This is a genomic window from Bradyrhizobium sp. 18BD (genome assembly GCF_054185225.1).
On sequence record NZ_JAVAYL010000024.1, the window covers coordinates 79,107 to 97,728 of the forward strand.

Consider the following 18,622-nt stretch of genomic DNA (forward strand, 5'->3'; position numbering starts at 1 on the left):
AAGTGGCGGGCGCTGAAACTTTGTTGCACCGCGCCGGAGATAACGGCATTCTGCGCCGCGGAAGAGGTTCCAGGGCTGGTGCAGATGAAGCGCAAGATCGCGGCGATTTTCGCGGCCGATATTGCCGGCTATTCGAGGCTTGTTGCGGAAGACGAGGAGGAGACGCTGCGGCGTCTGGCCTCCTATCGCGAGGTCATCGACGACTTCATCGCAAAGGCAGGCGGGCGCATCTTCAACACGGCGGGCGATGCCGTGCTGGCGGAATTCCCGAGTGCGGTCGATGCCGTGCGCTGCGCGATCGACATTCAGGAGAGCTTGCGGACCCGCAACATGGCCTATCCGCCGAGCCGGCAGATGTCGTTCCGGATCGGCATCACCATCGGCGACGTGGTCGAGCGCAACGGCGATCTCCTCGGCGACGGCGTCAACATCGCCGCGCGGCTGGAAGGTCTCGCCGAGGTCGGCGGCATCTGCGTCTCCCGCGCGGTGCACGAGCAGGTCGCCAACAAGTTGTCGGTGCAGTTCGCCGATATCGGCGCGCAGGAGGTCAAGAACATCCCGACGCCGGTGCACGCCTACATGGTGGCGATGCGGCGCGAGGACGGCACCTATACCAAGCCGCAGCTGAAGAAGGCGGCCTCCAAGGTCGCCGCCGCCCCGGTGTGGATGTGGCCGCTGGTGGTTGCGGTCGTCTCGGTCGTCGCCATCATTGTCAGCGGCTTCCTCTACAACACCAAGCTCAAGCAGACGGTCACCGCCGCGGTGGCGCCGGTTGCGGCGCCGAGCTCCGTGACTCCGAGCGCCGCGCCGAGCCCGACGCCAATCGCCGCTGCGCCGAGCCCCGCGCCGACCCAGATGGCAAAGGCGGCGATGGCTCCGATGCCTGCCGCGAATGCCGCGATGGCGCCGATGCCGGCGCCCTCACCGTCGCCGCTCACAGGCAAGCTCGTGGCCGACAGCGTGCCCTTCATCAACGAGCGCACCCGCAACTACCTCGCCGGCGACTATTCCGCTTCCGGCGACTACAAGGCCTTCGCGCTCAATGTCGGCGGCTTCACCGGCTCGGCGCTGAGCCAGTCCAGTGAGGAAGCTGCAAAGAATGCGGCGCTCGATCAGTGCCAGAAGCGCGCCGATGCCGCGCAATCGCCGCGGCGCTGCGAGCTCTATGCGGTGGGCAACAACGTCGTCTACACGCACGGCAAGCCGCCGATGCCGCCGTCTCCTTATTTCCGGCATGACGCCATCACCGAGCGGGCCTTCGTGTCCAAGGACTTCCCGATGGTGCGCGATCCCGCGAAAGTGCGGCTGGAGAACATGTTCGTGCCGGCGGCGAAATCGCGCTCGGTCGCGCTCGGACCGGGCGGACAATATTTCATGGTGCTGGGCGCGCTGTCCGCCGAGGATTCGGCGCGGCGCTCGCTGGAATCGTGCGGCGCCATCGCGGGCGTTGCCTGCATGATCGTCGCGGTCGACGACAATTTCGTCGTGCCGATCCCGACGCTGCTCAGGATCACCGGCTTCTTTCATGCGGCGAGCAATGCCTCGATCATCGCCGATGCCCGCGACGAGGTCGTGCGCAAGCTCGGCGATGCCATGGGCTGGAACGCCGTCGCCGTCGGCACCGCCGGCCGCCCCGGCCTCGGCCTGAAGGCCGCCGACGAGCAGACCGCGGTTAACGGTGCGCTCGCCGACTGCGCCAAGCACGACAGCGATTGCCACGTGATCGCGATCGGCCCGTTCACGGTGGGACCGATCAACTAGCGTCCTTGTTGGTTGAGACTCCACTCGCGCGCCGACAGAGGCGCGTTCCCTCCCCCCTTGCGGGGGAGGGCTAGGGAGAGGGGTAGCCCAGCAAAAGGTATCGCTTGTAGCTGACGTACTGCTGCAGGCGCGCGTCAGATAGAATCCCCGTGTGGACCCCTCTCCCTGCCCCTCCCCCGCAAGGGGGGAGGGAATGAGAGACTGGTGCCTCACTCACCCGCAAATCATCGCCAAAATTCTCTAATCATTTCAATCCCATCTCTACTGTGCATGGGGTTGTTTTCGCAGTTTCAGTTTCCGAACGCCGCAAACTCTCGCGCCACCGCGCGGTAGACCTCGCGGCGGAACGGCACGACGAGGTCGGCGACGCGGTCGAGGCGTTCCCAGCGCCAGGCGTCGAACTCCGCCGGTTGGTCGTTGCGCGGCGTCAGCGGATCGATCTCGTCGTCCTTGCCGGTGAAGCGCAGCGCGAACCATTTTTGCCGCTGGCCACGGAATTTCGCGAGGCGATGCGTCTGTGGTCCGTCATAGGGCGGGAATTCGTAGGTGAGCCAGTCGGTCTCGCCGAGGAAGCTCGCGCTGACGACGCTGGTCTCTTCCCAGAGTTCGCGCATCGCCGCATCGCGCAGGTTCTCGCCCTCATCGACCCCGCCCTGCGGCATCTGCCAGTCGAGGCCCGGCAGGATGATCTCGGGGCCGTCGCCCTTGAAGCGGTGGCCGATCAGCACCCGGCCTTCGGCATTGAAGAGGGCGATCCCGACATTGGGACGGTAGGGCTTTTCGTTCGTCACGCGTGGATCTCTCATTGTCAGTCCGGCGATGCCTTAGCACCAAAGCCGGGATGACAATTTGATTTAGTCATCGGCGAGCGCGGAAAATTCCTTCACCACGCGCTCATAGACCGGGCGCTTGAACGGGATGATCAGCTCGGGAAGATTCTTCATCGGTTCCCAGCGCCAGCTGACGAATTCGGCCTTGTGGCCGCCGCCGCCCGGCGTCTCGACGTTGATCTCGCTGTCCTTGCCGGTGAAGCGCACCGCGAACCATTTCTGGCGCTGGCCGCGATAGCGGCCCTTCCAGGCGCGGCCGGCGACCGTGCGCGGGATGTCGTAGATCAGCCAGTCCGGGACCTCGCCGAGCCGCTCGACCGAGCGTACGCTGGTCTCCTCATAGAGCTCGCGCTTGGCGGCGGCCCAGGTGTCCTCACCGGGATCGACGCCGCCCTGCGGCATCTGCCAGACATGGCCGTCGTCGACTTGCTCGATGCCGCCGGCGCGGCGGCCGATGAACACCAGGCCCTTCGGGTTGATCAGCATCACGCCGACACAGGTCCGGTAGGGCAGATCCTCATAACGCGCCATTCCGCCAGACCTCTCGCGTGCTCCGGGCAGGCTCGGCCCCGCCGGACCCGTGCCATACCAATCCGTTGATTTAGCTGGATTTTGATTTCAGCATCGCGGTTGTCAATGGCACCAAAAGAATACCCCGGTCGCCCAATGTCTTGGTCCAGGCGCCGATGCGCTCGATCGAGACGGGCAGGGCCGAGGCGGTGCCGACGGCGACGCCGCGCTCACGGGCCGCCGATTCCAGCTTGTTCAGCGCGCGGTCGATCTCGGTCGGGGTCGGAACCACGTCGATCGCGATGTCGCCCTTGCCGAACGGCATGGCCGCGCTGGCAGCCGCCTGCGGCGCGATGCTGCGGGGCGAAGAGCCGTCGTCGAAGAAGCCGAGGCCGCGCTTGGCCGCCTCGCGGATGATCGGCTGCATCGCCGGCTCGGTCGCGACGAAGCGGGCACCCATGAAATTGGTGAGGCCGGCATAGCCCTGCATCCGGCTCAGGTGCCAATACAGGCGGTCCATGTTCTGGTCGGGGCTGAGCGAGGTCAGCAGCGTCTGAGGACCCGGATCGTTGTCCGGGAAGTCGTAGGGCTCCATCGGGATCTGGAGGAAGATCTCGTGGCGCTGCGCGCGCGCCCGCTCGGCGAGCTTGCCGGGGTCGGCGCCGTAAGGTGTGAAGGCCAGCGTCACCGCCGGCGGCAGCTTCATGATCGCGTCGGTGGTTTTCGCCGCGCCGACGCCGAGCCCGCCGATCACGATGGCGACGACAGGCATCTTGCCGGCCTTGGCGCGGTCGGCATCCGCCGCATAGACGTTGAACGGCTTCAGGTCCCCGGCGACCACCGGGATCATGCCGTAGCGCGATTTCTCCAGCAGTTTTGGATCGATCCCGGCCATCACGGGCGGCGGGGCGGACGCCGCCGCCGCCTCGCCCGCCGCATCGCCGGCGCCGATCACCACGTCGTGGCGCGCGCCGGTGGAGCCGTCGATCATGGTGACGGTCTTCTGGTCGCCGGCCTGCTTCGGCGCGTCCCTGGTCTCGTGCTTGCTCTCTTGCTTGGCGTCCTGGCCATGGCCGGAGGCCGCCGGCTTCTCGTCGATCGCCTTGTCGGTGTTTTTGGAGTCGCGGATCGCGATCCGCGACATCGGCTCGCCGCCCAGCGGATCCTTGTTGAAGATGGCAAAGCCGGCAAAGGTAGCCAGGAACAGGCCGAGCATGACGGCGAGCAGTTGCATGGCCGTGAACGGCAGCCGCAGCCGGCGTTTGCGCCGCAGCTTATCCTGTCCGAGCGGGGTGCTCAGATCATCGGCCGTTTCAGTCATGCGCGATCCCGAATCACTCGTGCCGACGATACCACGCCAAGGTCAAGCGACGGCAGGCCGGGAGAGGCCGGGGATGTCGGGGGTCCCAAGCAAAAAGGGCGGCTCGATGAGCCGCCCTTTTCGTTCAACCGCGCGATGCGCCGACTTAGTTCGCCGCTTTGGGCTTGTCGGTCGTGGCCTTGTTGTCGCTGCCCGGCGTCGGCGCTGCGGAGGCGCTGTTCTTGATGCCGTGGAGCAGATCGTCGGCGAGCTTGAGCGCCTTGTCGTCCTTGGCATCCGGCGGAACGTAGGACTGCGAGCCGGTCTTCTCGTCGCCGTCGTTCTTGAGATGGCCGCGCAGCGAAGCTTCGCCCTTGGTGTCGGTGCGCGACTTCAGCTCGTCCGGCACGTCCTGCAGCACTTCGATGTCGGGCACGATGCCCTTGGCCTGGATCGACTTGCCCGACGGCGTGTAGTAGCGCGCCGTGGTCAGGCGCAGCGCGCCGTTGCCCGAGCCGAGCGGAATGATGGTCTGCACCGAGCCCTTGCCGAACGAGCGCGTGCCGACGATGGTCGCGCGCTTGTGGTCCTGCAGCGCGCCGGCGACGATTTCCGACGCCGAGGCCGAACCGCCATTGACCAGCACGATGACCGGCTTGCCCTTGGTGAGGTCGCCCGCATGCGCGGTGCGGCGCTGGGTCTCCTCGGCATTGCGGCCGCGGGTCGAGACGATCTCACCCTTCTCCAGGAACGAGTCGGAGACGGTGACCGCTTCCTCGAGCAGGCCGCCCGGGTTGTTGCGGAGGTCGATGATGTAGCCCTTCAGCTTGTCGCCGATCTGGTTCGAGAGGTTGGCGACTTCGCGCTTCAGGCCTTCGGTGGTCTGCTCGTTGAAGGTGGTGATGCGGATATAGGCGATGTCGTCGGCCTCAATGCGGGCGCGCACCGAGCGGACGCGGATGTTGTCGCGCACCAGCGTGACGTCGAGCGGATTGTCCTGGCCCTTGCGGATGATCTTGAGCTTGATCTTGGTGTTGACCGGGCCGCGCATCTTCTCGACCGCCTGGTTCAGGGTCAGGCCCTGCACCGCCTCGTCGTCGAGATTGGTGATGATGTCGTTGGCCATGATGCCGGCGCGCGAGGCCGGGGTGTCGTCGATCGGCGAGACCACCTTGATCAGGCCGTCTTCCATCGTGACCTCGATGCCGAGGCCGCCGAACTCACCGCGGGTCTGCACCTGCATGTCGCGGAAGCTCTTCGCGTCCATGTAGCTCGAATGCGGATCGAGGCCGGTGAGCATGCCGCTGATGGCGGATTCGATCAGCTTGGTGTCGTCGGGCTTCTCGACATAGTCCGAGCGCACGCGCTCGAAGACGTCGCCGAACAGGTTGAGCTGGCGATAGGTGTCCGCGGTCGCGGCCCGCGCGCTGGAGCCCATGAAGACCGCGCGCGGCTGGGTCACGAACAGCGTCAGCGCCGCACCGGTGGCCGCGCTGAGGAGGATAACTGAAGTCTTGCGCATCATCCGCGAACCTTCTCGCCTTCATTTGCGGCCCACCATGGGCCTGGATCGATTGGAGTGCCGTCTTTGCGGAACTCGACATACAGCACAGGTTGACTCGCGTTCGTGGCGAGAATGGAGGCGACTTGAGAGGTCGACCCCATGGTCGCGACCGGCTCCCCCGTGAGAACAAACTGACCGATGTTGACCGAAATGCGCTCCATCCCGGCGATCAGGACATGATACCCGCCACCGGCGTTGAGGATCAAGAGTTGTCCATAGCTGCGGAATGGCCCGGAATAGACCACCCAGCCGTCACACGGCGTGGTGACCTGCGCGCCTGGCTTGCTGGCCAGCGAAATGCCCTTCTGGACCCCGCCGATCCCGTCGGAACCGCCAAAGTCCCTGATCTTGTTACCGTTAACCGGAAGCGGCAGGAGGCCCTTGGCCGAGGCGAAGGCGATCGCCGGGGTGGTCCGGGACCGGTCCTTGAAAACGGCGGGCCCCGGCTTGACGTTGGCGGCCGCCTTGGCCTCGGCCTGCCTGGCGGCCTCGGCCGCCTTCTCGGCGGCCTTGGCGGCGCTTTGCAGGTCCTGCTCCATCTTGGTGATCAGGCCCTGGAGATCGCCGACCTGCTTTGACAGCGTGATGGCGCGCGCGTTCTCGGCGTCGAGATCCTTTTCGCGCGCGGACTGCTGGCGCTGCCGCTCCTCAACGAGGGCGGTGAGGCGGGTCTGGTCGCTCCGGACCTTGTCGCGGTCGGTGGCGAGCTGGTCGCGTTCGGTGGCGATGTTCTTGCGCAAGGAAACGAGCTCGCCGAGCTCGCTGGCGATCTTCTCGGCGCGGCCGCGCAATTCCGGCACCACGGCGCCCAGCAGCATCGCGGTGCGCAAGGATTGCAGCGCATCTTCGGGACGCACCAGCAGCGCTGGCGGCGTGCGCCGGCCGGCGCGCTGCAAGGCCGCCAGCACCTCGACGATGTCGGCGCGGCGCGAATCGAGCGAGGAGCGCATCTGCTGCTCGCGGCCGTTCAGCGTCTTCAGCCGCGTTTCGGCTTCGTCGATCTTGGTCTCGACGGTGCGCACATTGGCGGCGGTGTCGATCAACTGCTGATTGAGCTGGGTGCGGTCCTGGCCGAGCGAGGTGATCTCGGCCTTGAGCTTGGCCTGGGCTTCTTCCGCGCTCTTCTTGCTCGCGCGTGCGGCTTCCAGCTCCTGCTCGCGCTGCTTGATCGCGTCGGGCGAAATCGCCGCCGTCTGCGGCGCAGGTGCAGCTGTCTGACCTTGCGTCTGAGCTTGCGCGAGGCTTGCGCCCGTGAGGCCAGCGATCAGCAGCAGGTTGAGGACAGGCGCTCGCATCGCTTTTCAGCAAAGGTGCTCGTTGTGGCGCGCATCACGCGCGGTGATAGGGGTGGCCCGCCAGAATCGTGGCGGCCCGATACAGCTGTTCCAGAAGCATGACGCGGACCATTTGATGCGGCCAGGTCGCAGAGCCGAACGCGATCGCGAGCTTGGCCTTACGGCGCAATTCGGGCGAAAGTCCGTCCGCCCCTCCGATCACGAAGATAGTATGTCCGGCGCCCTCGTCGCGCCAGCGTCCGAGATGCCGTGCGAATACGGTGGAGGCGAGATTCTGGCCGCGCTCGTCCATCGCCACCAGGATCGACTTGTCCGGAATGTGCGCGGAGATCGCCGCGGCCTCTTCGGTCATCCGCGTCGCGGCGTCGCGCGCGCGGCTCTCGGGGATTTCGTGGATCGAGAGCTCGCGGAATCCGAGCTTGCGGCCGACCTCGTCGAACCGCTCGAAATAGCGGTCGGCAAGCTCCCGTTCGGGGCCCTGCTTCAGCCGGCCCACCGCAATGACAGCAACGCGCATGATGTTTTCAGGGTCGCGTTTTCAAGGCCGCGCGCAGCCCGCGCGCGCACGACGCTAACATGCGCGTCAGCCGATTCGAAATCGGCTCAGTGAGCCTAGATCGCCTTCGCCGCCCCTGGGCCCTGCGTGTACAACCGCTCGAGGTTGTAGAACTCACGGACCTCGGGTCGGAACACGTGCACGATCACATCGCCGGAATCGATCAGCACCCAGTCGCAATTGGGCAAGCCCTCGACGTGGATGCTCTTGATGCCGTTTTCCTTGAGGCCCTTGGCGACGTTCTCCGCGATCGCACCGACGTGCCGGTTCACCCGGCCGGTGGTGACGATCATGTAGTCGGAGTAAGCCGATTTGCCGCGAAGGTCGATGGTGACCGTCTCTTCCGCCTTCATATCCTCGAGGCGGGAGAGGATCAGGCTCAGCGTCTTGTCGGCGTCGGGTTGCGCCTGCAAGGCCGCAGCTTTGGTCGATGTTTTACGCGCCGGTTTTGCCTTGGGTAAAACAGTCTTGGACAATACAGATGTGGTCAGGGACCATTCCTTTCACTGTATCGCGAACGCCGAATCCTGCGCTCACTGGCTACACTACATCATGTGGGGTTAAGGGTTTCAATATGCCAGAGCGCCCGGAGCCCCCACGGCCTCCGCACAGTCTGTCTCACTTCGTACCTTTCCAGCTCCCGTCCGGGTTCCGGAGGCGGGTCGAGGACAGGTTCAGCTTCAATCCGGTCAGAAAGACCCAGGCCGGCGCCGGCTGATCCGCAAGCAATGCTGCCTTGTTCTCGGGCAGGCGGTAACGGGCGAGCGCGTTGGCGGCGGGCGAGGCGAGGGCGCGAAAACTCTGCGGCGGGCGGTCGATCACCGCAATCGGCACCTGGCCGGCAATCCGCCGCCAGTCCTGCCAACGATGGAATTGAGCGAGGTTGTCGGCGCCCATAATCCAGACAAAGCGCAGGCCGGAGAACCGGCGGCGCAAGGTGTTGATCGTGTCGATAGTATACCGGGTACGAATGACGGATTCGAGACAGCTCACCTCGATCCGGGGATCGTCGGCGACGTCGCGCGCGGCCTGCATGCGCTTGCCGAGCTCGTGCAGATTGCCGTTCTCCTTGAGCGGATTGCCGGGGGTCACCAGCCACCAGACGCGATCGAGTTGCAATCGCGTCAGCGCGAACCGGCTGATCGCGCGATGGGCCTGGTGCGGCGGATTGAACGAGCCGCCGAGCAGACCGATGCGCATCCCTTCGGTATGGGGTGGGACCGCTTGCGCCACGAAGCGCGGCACGACGAAGTTGTTGCTCAATGCCCCGCGCCTTGCGACGTTACTTACGGCCGCGTCTGCCCTGTGCCGTGAACGCGATACTTGAAGCTCGTCAACTGTTCGGCGCCGACCGGGCCGCGGGCGTGGAAACGGCCGGTGGCGATGCCGATCTCGGCACCGAAACCGAACTCGCCGCCATCGGCGAACTGCGTCGAGGCGTTGTGCAGCACGATCGCGGAATCGACCTCGCTCAAGAACTTCTTCGCCGCAGCCTCATCCGCGCTTACGATCGCATCGGTGTGATGCGAGCCGTGGGTCTGGATGTGTGCGATCGCGCCGTCGACGCCATCCACCACCTTCGCCGCGATGATCGCGTCGAGATATTCGGTGTTCCAATCGTCTTCGCTGGCAGGCTTTACGCGCGCATCCGTCTTCTGCACGGCGTCGTCGCCGCGCACTTCGCAGCCGGCCTCGATCAGCATCTCGACCAGCGGCTTCAGGTTTTTCGCAGCAGCCGCGCGATCGACCAGCAGCGTCTCGGCGGCGCCGCAGACGCCGGTGCGGCGCATCTTGGCGTTCAGCACGATCGACTTCGCCATGGCGAGGTCGGCGCTGCCATCGATGTAGACGTGGTTGACACCTTCGAGATGCGCGAACACGGGCACGCGCGCTTCCTGTTCGACGCGTGCGACGAGGCTCTTGCCCCCGCGCGGCACGATCACGTCGACGGCGCCATTGAGGCCCGACAGCATCATGCCGACGGCCGCGCGGTCGCGCGTCGGCACCAGCGTGATCGCGGCTTCGGGCAGGCCGGCTTCGCGCAGGCCCTGCACCAGGTATTCATGGATCGCGCGACACGAGCGAAAACTGTCGGAGCCGCCGCGCAGGATCACGGCATTGCCCGACTTCAGGCAAAGCACGCCGGCATCGGCTGCGACATTGGGCCGGCTCTCAAAGATCACGCCGACGACGCCGAGCGGCACGCGCACGCGCTCGATGGTCATGCCGTTCGGCCGCTGCCAGCTCTCGGTGACGACACCGATCGGATCGGCAATGCCGCGCACGATGCCGATGCCTTCGGCCATGCTCTCGACCCGCGCCGGCGTCAGCGTCAGGCGGTCGATGAAGGAGGCGATCATGTTGCTGGACGCGCGGGCCTCGGCGACATCCTCGGCATTGGCGGCGAGGATCGCCGCGGCGTTGGCGCGGATCGCGCGCTCCATGGCTTCCAGCGCCCGGTTCTTCTGCTCCGGCGGCGCCAGCGCCAGCACGCGCGCCGCAGCGCGGGCACGGGTGGCGAGATCGGACATCAGCGCCTGGAGATCGGCATTTCCGTCTACGGCTTTGAGGGGGGCGGCCATGGGGTCAAAACCTTCTGCTAAGGCGGTGTCCTAGCACGGAAATCCCGCGTCTGCGAAGGGTCGGGAGGGTATGGCAGGTACTCCGGGCTGCGACCCGGCTGGGTCAGTGGCCCAGCAAAAAAGGACCGGAGCGGCCCTTACCCGCCCATCACCAGATCGTCGCGGTGGATCATCTCCGACCGCCCGCTGATGCCGAGAATGGCCATCACGTCGGGGGAGGAGCGGCCCTTGATGCGTTCGGCGTCGTCGGCGTCGTAGGCGATCAGGCCGCGGCCGACTTCGCTGGTGTCGGGACCGCGGACGATGACGGCATCGCCGCGGGCGAACTGGCCCTCGACCTTGATCACGCCGGCCGGCAGCAGGCTGGCGCCGGCGCGCAGCGCCGCGACTGCGCCGGCGTCGATGGTCAGCGTGCCCTTCGGCTCCAGCGAGCCGGCGATCCAGCGCTTGCGCGAGGTGATGGGATTGGCCGGCGTCAGGAACCAGGTGCAGCGGCCGCCATCGGCGATCGCCTGCAGGGGATGCTCGATCTTGCCGGAGGCGATCAGCATATGCGTGCCGCCCGTCGTGGCGATCTTGGCCGCCTCGACCTTGGTGCGCATGCCGCCGCGCGACAGCTCGGACTCGGCATCGCCCGCCACCGCCTCGATCTCGGAGGAGATGCTGTCGACGACGGGAATCAGCTTGGCGTTCGGATTGTTCTTCGGCGGAGCATCGTAGAGCCCGTCGATGTCGGACAGCAGCACCAGCAAATCGGCGCTCGCCATGGTGGCGACGCGCGCGGCGAGGCGATCATTGTCGCCATAGCGGATCTCGGTGGTGGCGACCGTGTCGTTCTCGTTGATCACGGGGATCGCGCGCCACTCCAGCAGCTTGCCGATGGTGGAGCGGGCGTTGAGATAGCGGCGGCGCTCCTCGGTGTCCTGCAGCGTGACCAGGATCTGGCCGGCGTCGATGCCATGCGCGCCTAGCACTTCCGACCAGATCCGCGCCAGCGCGATCTGGCCCACGGCGGCTGCGGCCTGGCTCTCTTCCAGCTTCAGCGGGCCGCGCGGCAATTTGAGCCGGCTGCGGCCGAGCGCGATCGAGCCGGAGGAGACCACGAGGACGTCGCGCCCTTCCTTGTGCAGCTTGGCCATGTCGTCGGCGAGCGCAGCCAGCCACGAGGCCCGCACCTCGCCCCTGTCGGAATCGACCAGCAGCGCGGAGCCGACCTTGACGACGATACGGCGGAATTGACTGAGTTCGGGGCTGGCCATGTGTGTCTGTCTTGGCGCGTACGACGAAATGCTCTGCATTGGAGACGGCGGAGCGAAGGGCGGCGCCGGTTGAGGCCTGCTTTTGCAGCAGGACGATGGCCGGCGCAAGGCGGGGGAAATAGTAAACGGCGAAGGTCGGCCTTGTCTTAAACGCCGGCCCGGCTCTAATGCCGCCAGCCAATAATGGGCTGAAAGAGGACGCGAATGGATCGCCGCAAATTCATGGCCGGATGTCTCGGTCTGCCGCTGCTGGCGCAGGCGGGTGAGGTGCAAGCGCAGGCCGGGCTAACCAAAGTCATCTTCCCGTTCGCGGCGGGGGCCGGCGGCGACACGCTGTGCCGGCTGATCGCGCAGGAGATGGCGCCGGTGCTGCAACGGACCATCGTGGTCGAGAACCGCACCGGCGGCGACGGCCTGATCGGCATCAAAGCGGTCAAGGGCGGCAGCCCCGACGGCAGCATGGTGCTGGTGACGACCGGGCCCACCATGTATCTGCTGCCGATGGTTGAGACGACACCGAGCTTCGACACCGCGAAGGATTTCATGCCGGTGTCGCTGCTGGCGCGGTTCGAATTCGCGCTGGTGATCGGCCCGGGGATCGATGCCGCGGATTTCAAGGGCTTCGTCGCCTGGCTCAAGGCGCATCCGGACAAGACGTCGTTCGGTGTGCCGAGCAACGGCACCATTCCGCATTTCATGGGCTCCAAGCTCGAGAAGGATCTCGGCATTCCCCTGACCCGTGTGCCCTATCGCGGCAGTGCGCCGATCCTCAACGACCTCGTCGGCGGCCACATTTCTTTTGGGATCACCACGTTGGCCGACGCGCTGCCGCAGCATCGCGCCAAGGGCGTGAAGATCATCGCTGTGTCGAGCACGGAGCGTTCGCCGTTTGCGCCCGATGTCCCGACACTGAAGGAGAGCGGCATCGATCTGGTCGCGGACGCCTGGTACGGCATGTGGCTTCCCGCCGGCAGCCCGCCGGAGTTTGCGAGCAAGCTCGGCGCGGCGGCCAGCGCGGCGCTGGCCAAGCCCGAGGTAAAGGAGAAGCTCACAGCGATTGGCCTAATCCCAGTCGGCAGCACGGCGGATGGGCTGTCGAAGGAGCTGGCCGCGAACACGGCGTTCTGGCAGCCGATCGTGAAGGCGACGGGATACAAGATCGAGAATTGAGTCTCTCCTCCCGTCATTGCGAGGAGCCCTTGCGACGAAGCAATCCAGAGTCCCTCCGGGGAGAGATTCTGGATTGCTTCGCTACGCTCGCAATGACGGCGCGGGCGGATGTTCGATCGCATCAATGATGCGCACGCCCGCAGAGCGCTCCTCTCCGCACGCGGGGAGAGGCGAAGAACAACTCACATCTTCGCGCGCTGCGCTATCCCGTCCTTGATCGCGGCGAGTTCTTTCTCGTCCCAGATGCCGATCAACACGCCGCCCTTCACCTGGAGCTGGTTGTCGGCATAGGCCGCGATCTTCTCGCGCGGCGTGGTGATGTGGTCGTTCGGATGCAGGGCCCAGTCGAACAGCTCGGCCTGCAACCGCGCGATGATGCCGGCGCATTCCGGATCTTCGCCGCGATCGACGTATTCATCGGGATCGGTTTCGAGATCGTACAGCATCGGGCGGAAGCCGGAGGCGTGGATGTATTTCCAGCGGCCGTCGAACACCATGAACAGGCGGCAGCGCTCGATCGGCTGGTTCAGCTTCAGCCGCACATCCTGCATCGCGTAGTCATATTCGGAGAACGCCACCTTGCGCCAATCGCCCGGCGTCGGGCCGCGCAGCAACGGCAGCAGCGAGCGACCCTCAAGAATGTGGCCCGCCACCTTGCCGCCGAAATAATCGACGAAGGTCGGCGCGAGATCGATGCCTTCCACCAGCGCGTCGCTGCGCGTGCCGCGCGTGGCGTCGGCTTCCTTCGAAGGGTCGATGATGATCAGCGGAATTTTCGCCGACTGCTCGTGGAATAGATCTTTCTCGCCCATCCAGTGATCGCCGAGATAATCGCCATGATCGGAGGTGAACACGATCATGGTGGTTTCCAGGAGGCCGCGTTCCTCCAGGAATTTCATCAGCACGCCCATCTGGTCGTCGATCTGGGTGATCAGGCCCATATAGGTCGGGATCACCTTCTCGCGGGCCTCGTCGCGCGCCATGTTGCGGGAGTAGCGCATGTCCATATAGGCGCCGAACACCGGATGCGGGCTCGAGCGCTCGCGCTCGGAGCGGATCACCGGGATCATGTCGTCGGTCGAATACATGCTGGCGTAGGGCTCGGGCGCGATGTAGGGCCAGTGCGGCTTGATGTAGGACAGATGCAGGCACCACGGCCGCCCATCGGTCTCGGCCTCGCTGATGAAATCCATCGCGCGGCGCGTCATATAGGGCGTCTCGGAATGCTCGTCCGGCACGCGCGCGGCCTTGTCGGCGTGCACCAGCAGCCAGCCGTTCTGCAAGCTGCCGTCTTCCGCTGCACCTGAATTGGCCCAATGCTCCCAGGGATTGGTCGCGTCAAAACCTTGCTGGCGCAGATACTCGTCGTATTTCGGGCGCGGCCGTCCGGTCGGGTGCAGGCCGTCGTCGCGCTCATAGGGCTCAAAGCCGCACTCAGCGACATGCACGCCGATCATCGATTCCGGCGGGATGCCGAGCGCCTTCATGCCTTCGAGATCAGGCGCCATGTGGGTCTTGCCGACCAGCACGTTGCGCACGCCGATCTTCTTGAGGTGATCGCCCAGCGTGGGCTCGCCGACGCGCAGCGGCCAGCCGTTCCAGTGCGAGCCGTGCGAGCGCATGTAGCGGCCGGTATAGAAGGACATCCGCGACGGGCCGCAGATCGGCGACTGCACGTAGGCCTTCGAGAACAGCACGCCACGCCTCGCCATGGCGTCGATGTTGGGCGTCTTCAGCGTGGGATGGCCGGTGCAGCCGAGATAATCATAGCGAAGCTGGTCGCACATGATCCAGAGAACGTTCTTCGCGCGCGGCATGCCTCGCCCCTGCATTTTCTTGATTGTTCGATGCTGCGCTATCGCGCCGGCGAAGACAAGCGGGTCAGTCCTAGACTGACCACGGCTCCGCTTCGGCCGCGCTCTTGGCCTTGGCCGACACCGGGGCTTCGCCGATCACCTCGACGAGCGCGCGCAAGGCTTCCTTGACGCCGTCGCCGGTCACGCCCGAGAGCAGCAGCGGTGTCTTCTTCGCCGCGCGCTTCAGTCGGTCCTTCTGCTTCTTCAATTCGTCCGGCTCGACCGCGTCGATCTTGTTCAGCGCGACGATCTCGATCTTGTCGGTCAGCAGCCCGCCATAGGCATCGAGCTCCTTGCGCACCGTCTTGTAGGCCTTGCCGGCGTGCTCGCAGGTGGCGTCGATCAGATGCAAGAGCACGCGGCAGCGCTCGACATGGCCGAGGAAGCGGTCGCCGAGGCCGGTGCCTTCATGCGCGCCCTCGATCAGGCCGGGAATGTCGGCCAGCACGAATTCGCGGCCGTCGGCGTTCACGACACCGAGCTGCGGATGCAGCGTGGTGAAGGGATAGTCGGCAATCTTCGGCCGCGCCGCGCTGACCTTGGACAGGAAGGTCGACTTGCCGGCATTGGGCATGCCGACGAGGCCGGCATCCGCGATCAGCTTCAGCCGCAGCCAGATCCAGCGCTCCTCGCCGGGCTGGCCGGGATTGGCGTTGCGCGGCGCGCGGTTGGTCGAGGATTTGAAATGGGCGTTGCCGAAGCCGCCATTGCCGCCCTCGGCCAGCACGAACTTTTCGCCGACATTGGTGAAGTCGTGGATCAGCGTCTCGCGGTCTTCGTCAAAGATCTGCGTGCCGACGGGGACCTTCAGCACGATGTTCTTGCCGTTCGCGCCGTGGCGGTCCGAGCCCATGCCGTTCTCGCCCTTCTGGGCCTTGAAGTGCTGCTGGTAGCGGTAGTCGATCAGCGTGTTGAGGCCATCGGCGACCTCGATGATCACGTTGCCGCCGCGGCCGCCATTGCCGCCGGACGGACCACCGAACTCGATGAACTTCTCGCGGCGGAACGCCACGCAGCCGTTCCCGCCGTCACCGGAGCGGATATAGACCTTTGCTTCGTCGAGGAATTTCATGGGCCATAGGTAGGCCAGCCGGGCACGCGCGGCAACCCGGACTTACCCGCAAATCGGCCGAAAACCGGCGAATTTCGCCCCTTGCTTAACCAACCGGTCGCCTCCGGATCAGGAATTTCTGCGTGCCCTCCACCACCAGCTCCTTGCGTTGGTTGAACACGGTGCTTTTGAGCGTCACCGCACCGGTGGTGCGGCCCGGCACCAGCTCGGTGACCTCGAGCGCGGGATAGATCGTGTCGTCGGCGTAGACAGGTCTGAGGAACCGGCTCGACTGCTCGAGGAAGCCGACCAGGGATTCCTCGACCATGAAGGGAAACAGGCCCGCACCGGGCGCGGTGTGGATCAAGGTCTGGAAGCCGTGCGCGAGCAAATGCGGCATGCCGCGGCTGCGGCAATATTCCACATCGTAATGCACCGGGTGGGTATCGCCGCTCGCGGTCTGGAAGGCCGCGAACACGGCCGTGGTCTGGGTGCGGCTCGGCAGCACGAAGCGTTCGCCGACCACGAAATCCTCAAACCAGCGTTGCGCGGTGATCATGCGGTGCTGGGCCGGGTCGAAGTCGGTCATGTCTTAGCTCTTTCTTGGCTCTCTGCTCGTGGTCGGCCTATCGCTACCGCGCCGCGAAGAGTGCGACAATCCGCTCAATTCGGCTTGCGTGGGCTTGTCGCGGCGGCTCACGTCATTAAAACGACCGCAAGCGAGTCTAGTCGCTGATTTTTTCCGCGCTCTCTCCGCCCGTCATTGCGAGCGCAGCGAAGCAATCCAGACCGTCTCCACGGAAGCAGTCTGGATTGCTTCGTCGCAAGAGCTCCTCGCTATGACGATCTCTCACAGCCCGACTTGTTCGATGCCCTTCTTCAAAAACCTTTCCGCCTATGACGAGCGCTCGGCGCGGCTGGCCGGCATCGCCCTCATGGTGCTGTCGATCTTCATGTTCTCGTTCGGCGACGCCATGGGCAAGTTTCTGGTCGGGACGTATTCGGTGGGGCAGCTCCTGTTCCTGCGCGCCTGCGCGGCGCTGCTGCTGCTGGCGCCGATGATCTGGAAGAAGCGTCACCAGTTCCTGCATCTGGAGCGGCCGCGTTTGCAGCTGTTCCGCGTCGTGCTGTCGACGCTGGAGGTGGCCGCCTTCTTCCTCGCCACCGTCTATCTGCCGCTTGCCGACGTCATTACCTACTACCTCGCCGGTCCGATCTTCGTCACCGCGATGTCGGCGATCTTCCTGGGCGAGAAGGTCGGTTGGCGGCGCTGGACCGCGATTCTGATCGGCTTCTGCGGCGTCTTGATCGCACTGCGGCCGTCGGCGCAGACGGTCAGCTTGCCGGCGCTGATCGCGCTCGGAGGCAGCTTGTCGTTCGCGACGTTGATGCTGATCACGCGCAGCCTGCGCAAGACGCCCGATATCGTGATGGCGTCCTCGCAATTCATCGGCACGTTTTCGCTGGGCGCGGTGCTGTCGGCATTCCACTGGGTGCCGCCCACACCGGGCAGCCTCGTGTTCTTCGCGCTGGCGGGGCTTATTTCGGTGACCGCGCTGTTCTGCGTCAACCGCTCGCTCAAGCTCGCGCCGGCCAGTGTCGTGGTGCCGTATCAATATTCGATGATCGTCTGGGCCGTGATCTTCGGCTTCGTCGTGTTCGGCGATGTGCCGTCGATCGCCACCATCGTCGGCGCCGCGATCATCATCGGCGCCGGGTTCTACATCTATTTGCGCGAGCGCGATCTCGGCCGCCCGAATGCGGAAGTGAACCCGCCGGTGTAGCGTCGTCCCGGGGGGCGCGCAGCGCGAGCCCGGGACGACAGTTGTGGCTACCTCATCCGCCGTGCACTGCTCCAGCTCTTCAGCGACGACCACACGCCGCGCGAGAGGCGGAAGCAGTCGACCGGCGTGGAGGAGCCCAGCGCCAGGAAGCGGTGCAGCTGGACGCCGCTCCACTGGAAGCCGCACTTTTCCAGCACCTTGCGCGAGGACGGATTGGTGACGCGCGCGCCGGCATAGAGATGGTCGTCGTCGAACTCCTCGAAGAAGAAGTCGATCGCGCCGCGCGCAGCTTCAGTTGCGTAACCCCGGCCCCAATGCTCGACGCCGAGCCAGTAGCCGAGCTCGGCATTGCCGGGCGTGGAGCAGTCGATGCCGACCATGCCGACCGGCCCGCTGTCGTGCTCGATCAGGAACACGGTCTCGCTACCGAGCACGGCGGTGGCACGAACGAACTCGACGGCGTCGTCCTGCGAATAGGGATGGGGGAGGCGGCGGGTGTTTTCCGCCACGCGGCGGTCGTTGGCGAGGTTTGCGATGGTCCTGACGTCGGCGAGGGTCGGCCGCCGCAAGGTCAGCCGCTCGGTGGCGACGACGCTTGGTCTCGCCTCCCGCAAGGTCACGCTCGAGAAATCCTGCAACATGTCCGGCTCCGTCAAAGTCACTAAGCGAAAAGTGAACTGGTCAAACGAAAAGGGGAGGCCGGTTTCCCTGCCTCCCCTGGAGCCTTCGATCTCTATGATCTCTGGACTCCGCCGGTTTGGTCAAGGACCCGGCGGACTCCAAATTAGATCCACCGTCTATTCAGCCGCCTCTGCGAGCGGGAGCACCGATACGAAGGTGCGGCCGTTGGCTTTAGCCTGGAACGTGACGCGGCCCTCGATCTTGGCGAACAGAGTGTGGTCCGTGCCCATGCCGACATTAAGGCCCGGGTGCCAGGTGGTGCCGCGCTGACGCGCAATGATGTTGCCGGGAATCACAACTTCCCCGCCGAACGCCTTGATGCCGAGGCGCTTACCCTTGGAATCGCGACCGTTGCGCGATGAACCGCCTGCTTTTTTGTGAGCCATGGCTCGTCTCCGAAATCCTGCGTAGTTCTAGGTCAAT

General features: G+C 65.5%; 18 protein-coding genes. 3 read left to right on the plus strand and 15 right to left on the minus strand.

The annotated features are described in order from the left end of the window. Nucleotides 1–84: 84 nt before the first annotated feature. Nucleotides 85–1,761, plus strand: a complete 1,677-nt coding sequence (locus tag RAD16_RS33810) for an adenylate/guanylate cyclase domain-containing protein (RefSeq protein WP_458162182.1) — start codon at nucleotides 85–87, stop codon at nucleotides 1,759–1,761. Between the two features lie 290 nt (nucleotides 1,762–2,051). Here the strand turns inward: RAD16_RS33810 and RAD16_RS33815 are convergent, their stop codons facing one another. The 10 genes from RAD16_RS33815 to proB all read right to left on the minus strand — a co-directional run bounded on the left by RAD16_RS33815 (nucleotide 2,052) and on the right by proB (nucleotide 11,657). Next, nucleotides 2,052–2,552 carry an RNA pyrophosphohydrolase gene (locus RAD16_RS33815; RefSeq protein WP_458162183.1) on the minus strand — a complete coding sequence of 167 codons (501 nt, stop codon included), beginning with the start codon at nucleotides 2,550–2,552 and terminating at the stop codon, nucleotides 2,052–2,054. Between the two features lie 63 nt (nucleotides 2,553–2,615). Then, a complete protein-coding gene (locus RAD16_RS33820) occupies nucleotides 2,616–3,122 on the minus strand; it encodes an RNA pyrophosphohydrolase (protein ID WP_458162184.1) in 507 nt (168 codons plus the stop codon). 70 nt (nucleotides 3,123–3,192) lie between these two features. Further along, entirely contained in the window at nucleotides 3,193–4,422 is a 1,230-nt protein-coding gene (locus tag RAD16_RS33825; RefSeq protein WP_458162185.1) for a divergent polysaccharide deacetylase family protein, read from the minus strand. Nucleotides 4,423–4,567: 145 nt separating this feature from the next. Further along, complete coding sequence (locus RAD16_RS33830; RefSeq protein ID WP_458162186.1) at nucleotides 4,568–5,926, minus strand: S41 family peptidase; 1,359 nt, start codon at nucleotides 5,924–5,926, stop codon at nucleotides 4,568–4,570. Further along, nucleotides 5,923–7,260 carry a murein hydrolase activator EnvC family protein gene (locus RAD16_RS33835; RefSeq protein ID WP_458162187.1) on the minus strand — a complete coding sequence of 446 codons (1,338 nt, stop codon included), beginning with the start codon at nucleotides 7,258–7,260 and terminating at the stop codon, nucleotides 5,923–5,925. The genes RAD16_RS33830 and RAD16_RS33835 overlap by 4 nt, the downstream gene beginning before the upstream one ends. A 34-nt stretch (nucleotides 7,261–7,294) precedes the next feature. Continuing rightward, a complete protein-coding gene (gene rlmH / locus RAD16_RS33840; RefSeq protein ID WP_458162188.1) occupies nucleotides 7,295–7,777 on the minus strand; it encodes a 23S rRNA (pseudouridine(1915)-N(3))-methyltransferase RlmH in 483 nt (160 codons plus the stop codon). Between the two features lie 95 nt (nucleotides 7,778–7,872). After that, nucleotides 7,873–8,229, minus strand: a complete 357-nt coding sequence (gene rsfS, locus RAD16_RS33845) for a ribosome silencing factor (protein WP_458162189.1) — start codon at nucleotides 8,227–8,229, stop codon at nucleotides 7,873–7,875. Nucleotides 8,230–8,434: 205 nt separating this feature from the next. Next, nucleotides 8,435–9,079, minus strand: coding sequence for a nicotinate-nucleotide adenylyltransferase (locus RAD16_RS33850; RefSeq protein ID WP_458162190.1), 645 nt, complete (start codon nucleotides 9,077–9,079; stop codon nucleotides 8,435–8,437). 23 nt (nucleotides 9,080–9,102) lie between these two features. After that, entirely contained in the window at nucleotides 9,103–10,398 is a 1,296-nt protein-coding gene (locus RAD16_RS33855) for a glutamate-5-semialdehyde dehydrogenase (protein ID WP_458162191.1), read from the minus strand. A gap of 137 nt (nucleotides 10,399–10,535) precedes the next feature. After that, a complete protein-coding gene (proB, locus tag RAD16_RS33860) occupies nucleotides 10,536–11,657 on the minus strand; it encodes a glutamate 5-kinase (protein WP_458162192.1) in 1,122 nt (373 codons plus the stop codon). Between the two features lie 204 nt (nucleotides 11,658–11,861). On the opposite strand from proB, the gene RAD16_RS33865 reads away from it, so the two are divergent. Beyond that, nucleotides 11,862–12,827, plus strand: coding sequence for a Bug family tripartite tricarboxylate transporter substrate binding protein (locus RAD16_RS33865; RefSeq protein WP_458162193.1), 966 nt, complete (start codon nucleotides 11,862–11,864; stop codon nucleotides 12,825–12,827). A 182-nt stretch (nucleotides 12,828–13,009) separates the two neighbouring features. Here the strand turns inward: RAD16_RS33865 and RAD16_RS33870 are convergent, their stop codons facing one another. From RAD16_RS33870 to RAD16_RS33880, 3 genes are all read right to left on the minus strand, one after another. After that, complete coding sequence (locus RAD16_RS33870) at nucleotides 13,010–14,644, minus strand: alkaline phosphatase family protein (protein ID WP_458162194.1); 1,635 nt, start codon at nucleotides 14,642–14,644, stop codon at nucleotides 13,010–13,012. Between the two features lie 70 nt (nucleotides 14,645–14,714). Further along, nucleotides 14,715–15,755, minus strand: coding sequence for a GTPase ObgE (gene obgE / locus RAD16_RS33875; protein ID WP_458162195.1), 1,041 nt, complete (start codon nucleotides 15,753–15,755; stop codon nucleotides 14,715–14,717). A gap of 85 nt (nucleotides 15,756–15,840) precedes the next feature. Further along, on the minus strand, nucleotides 15,841–16,323 hold the full coding sequence (locus RAD16_RS33880) for a MaoC family dehydratase (RefSeq protein ID WP_458162196.1): 483 nt from the start codon (nucleotides 16,321–16,323) through the stop codon (nucleotides 15,841–15,843). Nucleotides 16,324–16,603: 280 nt separating this feature from the next. On the opposite strand from RAD16_RS33880, the gene RAD16_RS33885 reads away from it, so the two are divergent. Next, nucleotides 16,604–17,518 (plus strand): DMT family transporter, encoded by a 915-nt coding sequence (locus tag RAD16_RS33885; protein WP_458162197.1) that lies wholly within the window; start codon nucleotides 16,604–16,606, stop codon nucleotides 17,516–17,518. Between the two features lie 47 nt (nucleotides 17,519–17,565). On the opposite strand, the gene RAD16_RS33890 is transcribed toward RAD16_RS33885, so the two are convergent. Beyond that, the gene (locus RAD16_RS33890; protein ID WP_458162198.1) at nucleotides 17,566–18,159 is read right to left on the minus strand and encodes a GNAT family N-acetyltransferase; all 594 of its coding nucleotides are present in this window, start codon (nucleotides 18,157–18,159) and stop codon (nucleotides 17,566–17,568) included. 156 nt (nucleotides 18,160–18,315) lie between these two features. Continuing rightward, the gene (gene rpmA / locus RAD16_RS33895) at nucleotides 18,316–18,585 is read right to left on the minus strand and encodes a 50S ribosomal protein L27 (protein WP_008137923.1); all 270 of its coding nucleotides are present in this window, start codon (nucleotides 18,583–18,585) and stop codon (nucleotides 18,316–18,318) included. Nucleotides 18,586–18,622 lie beyond the last annotated feature (37 nt).

What these genes read in the sequence shown, in the direction of transcription:
- RAD16_RS33810 (WP_458162182.1), top strand. Translation starts at nt 85, where the DNA reads ATGAAGCGCAAGATCGCGGCGATTTTCGCGGCCGATATTGCCGGCTAT.
- RAD16_RS33820 (WP_458162184.1), bottom strand. Translation starts at nt 3,122, where the DNA reads ATGGCGCGTTATGAGGATCTGCCCTACCGGACCTGTGTCGGCGTGATG.
- RAD16_RS33825 (WP_458162185.1), bottom strand. Translation starts at nt 4,422, where the DNA reads ATGACTGAAACGGCCGATGATCTGAGCACCCCGCTCGGACAGGATAAG.
- RAD16_RS33830 (WP_458162186.1), bottom strand. Translation starts at nt 5,926, where the DNA reads ATGATGCGCAAGACTTCAGTTATCCTCCTCAGCGCGGCCACCGGTGCG.
- RAD16_RS33835 (WP_458162187.1), bottom strand. Translation starts at nt 7,260, where the DNA reads ATGCGAGCGCCTGTCCTCAACCTGCTGCTGATCGCTGGCCTCACGGGC.
- rlmH (WP_458162188.1), bottom strand. Translation starts at nt 7,777, where the DNA reads ATGCGCGTTGCTGTCATTGCGGTGGGCCGGCTGAAGCAGGGCCCCGAA.
- RAD16_RS33855 (WP_458162191.1), bottom strand. Translation starts at nt 10,398, where the DNA reads ATGGCCGCCCCCCTCAAAGCCGTAGACGGAAATGCCGATCTCCAGGCG.
- proB (WP_458162192.1), bottom strand. Translation starts at nt 11,657, where the DNA reads ATGGCCAGCCCCGAACTCAGTCAATTCCGCCGTATCGTCGTCAAGGTC.
- RAD16_RS33865 (WP_458162193.1), top strand. Translation starts at nt 11,862, where the DNA reads ATGGATCGCCGCAAATTCATGGCCGGATGTCTCGGTCTGCCGCTGCTG.
- RAD16_RS33870 (WP_458162194.1), bottom strand. Translation starts at nt 14,644, where the DNA reads ATGCCGCGCGCGAAGAACGTTCTCTGGATCATGTGCGACCAGCTTCGC.
- obgE (WP_458162195.1), bottom strand. Translation starts at nt 15,755, where the DNA reads ATGAAATTCCTCGACGAAGCAAAGGTCTATATCCGCTCCGGTGACGGC.
- RAD16_RS33880 (WP_458162196.1), bottom strand. Translation starts at nt 16,323, where the DNA reads ATGACCGACTTCGACCCGGCCCAGCACCGCATGATCACCGCGCAACGC.
- RAD16_RS33885 (WP_458162197.1), top strand. Translation starts at nt 16,604, where the DNA reads ATGCCCTTCTTCAAAAACCTTTCCGCCTATGACGAGCGCTCGGCGCGG.
- RAD16_RS33890 (WP_458162198.1), bottom strand. Translation starts at nt 18,159, where the DNA reads ATGTTGCAGGATTTCTCGAGCGTGACCTTGCGGGAGGCGAGACCAAGC.
- rpmA (WP_008137923.1), bottom strand. Translation starts at nt 18,585, where the DNA reads ATGGCTCACAAAAAAGCAGGCGGTTCATCGCGCAACGGTCGCGATTCC.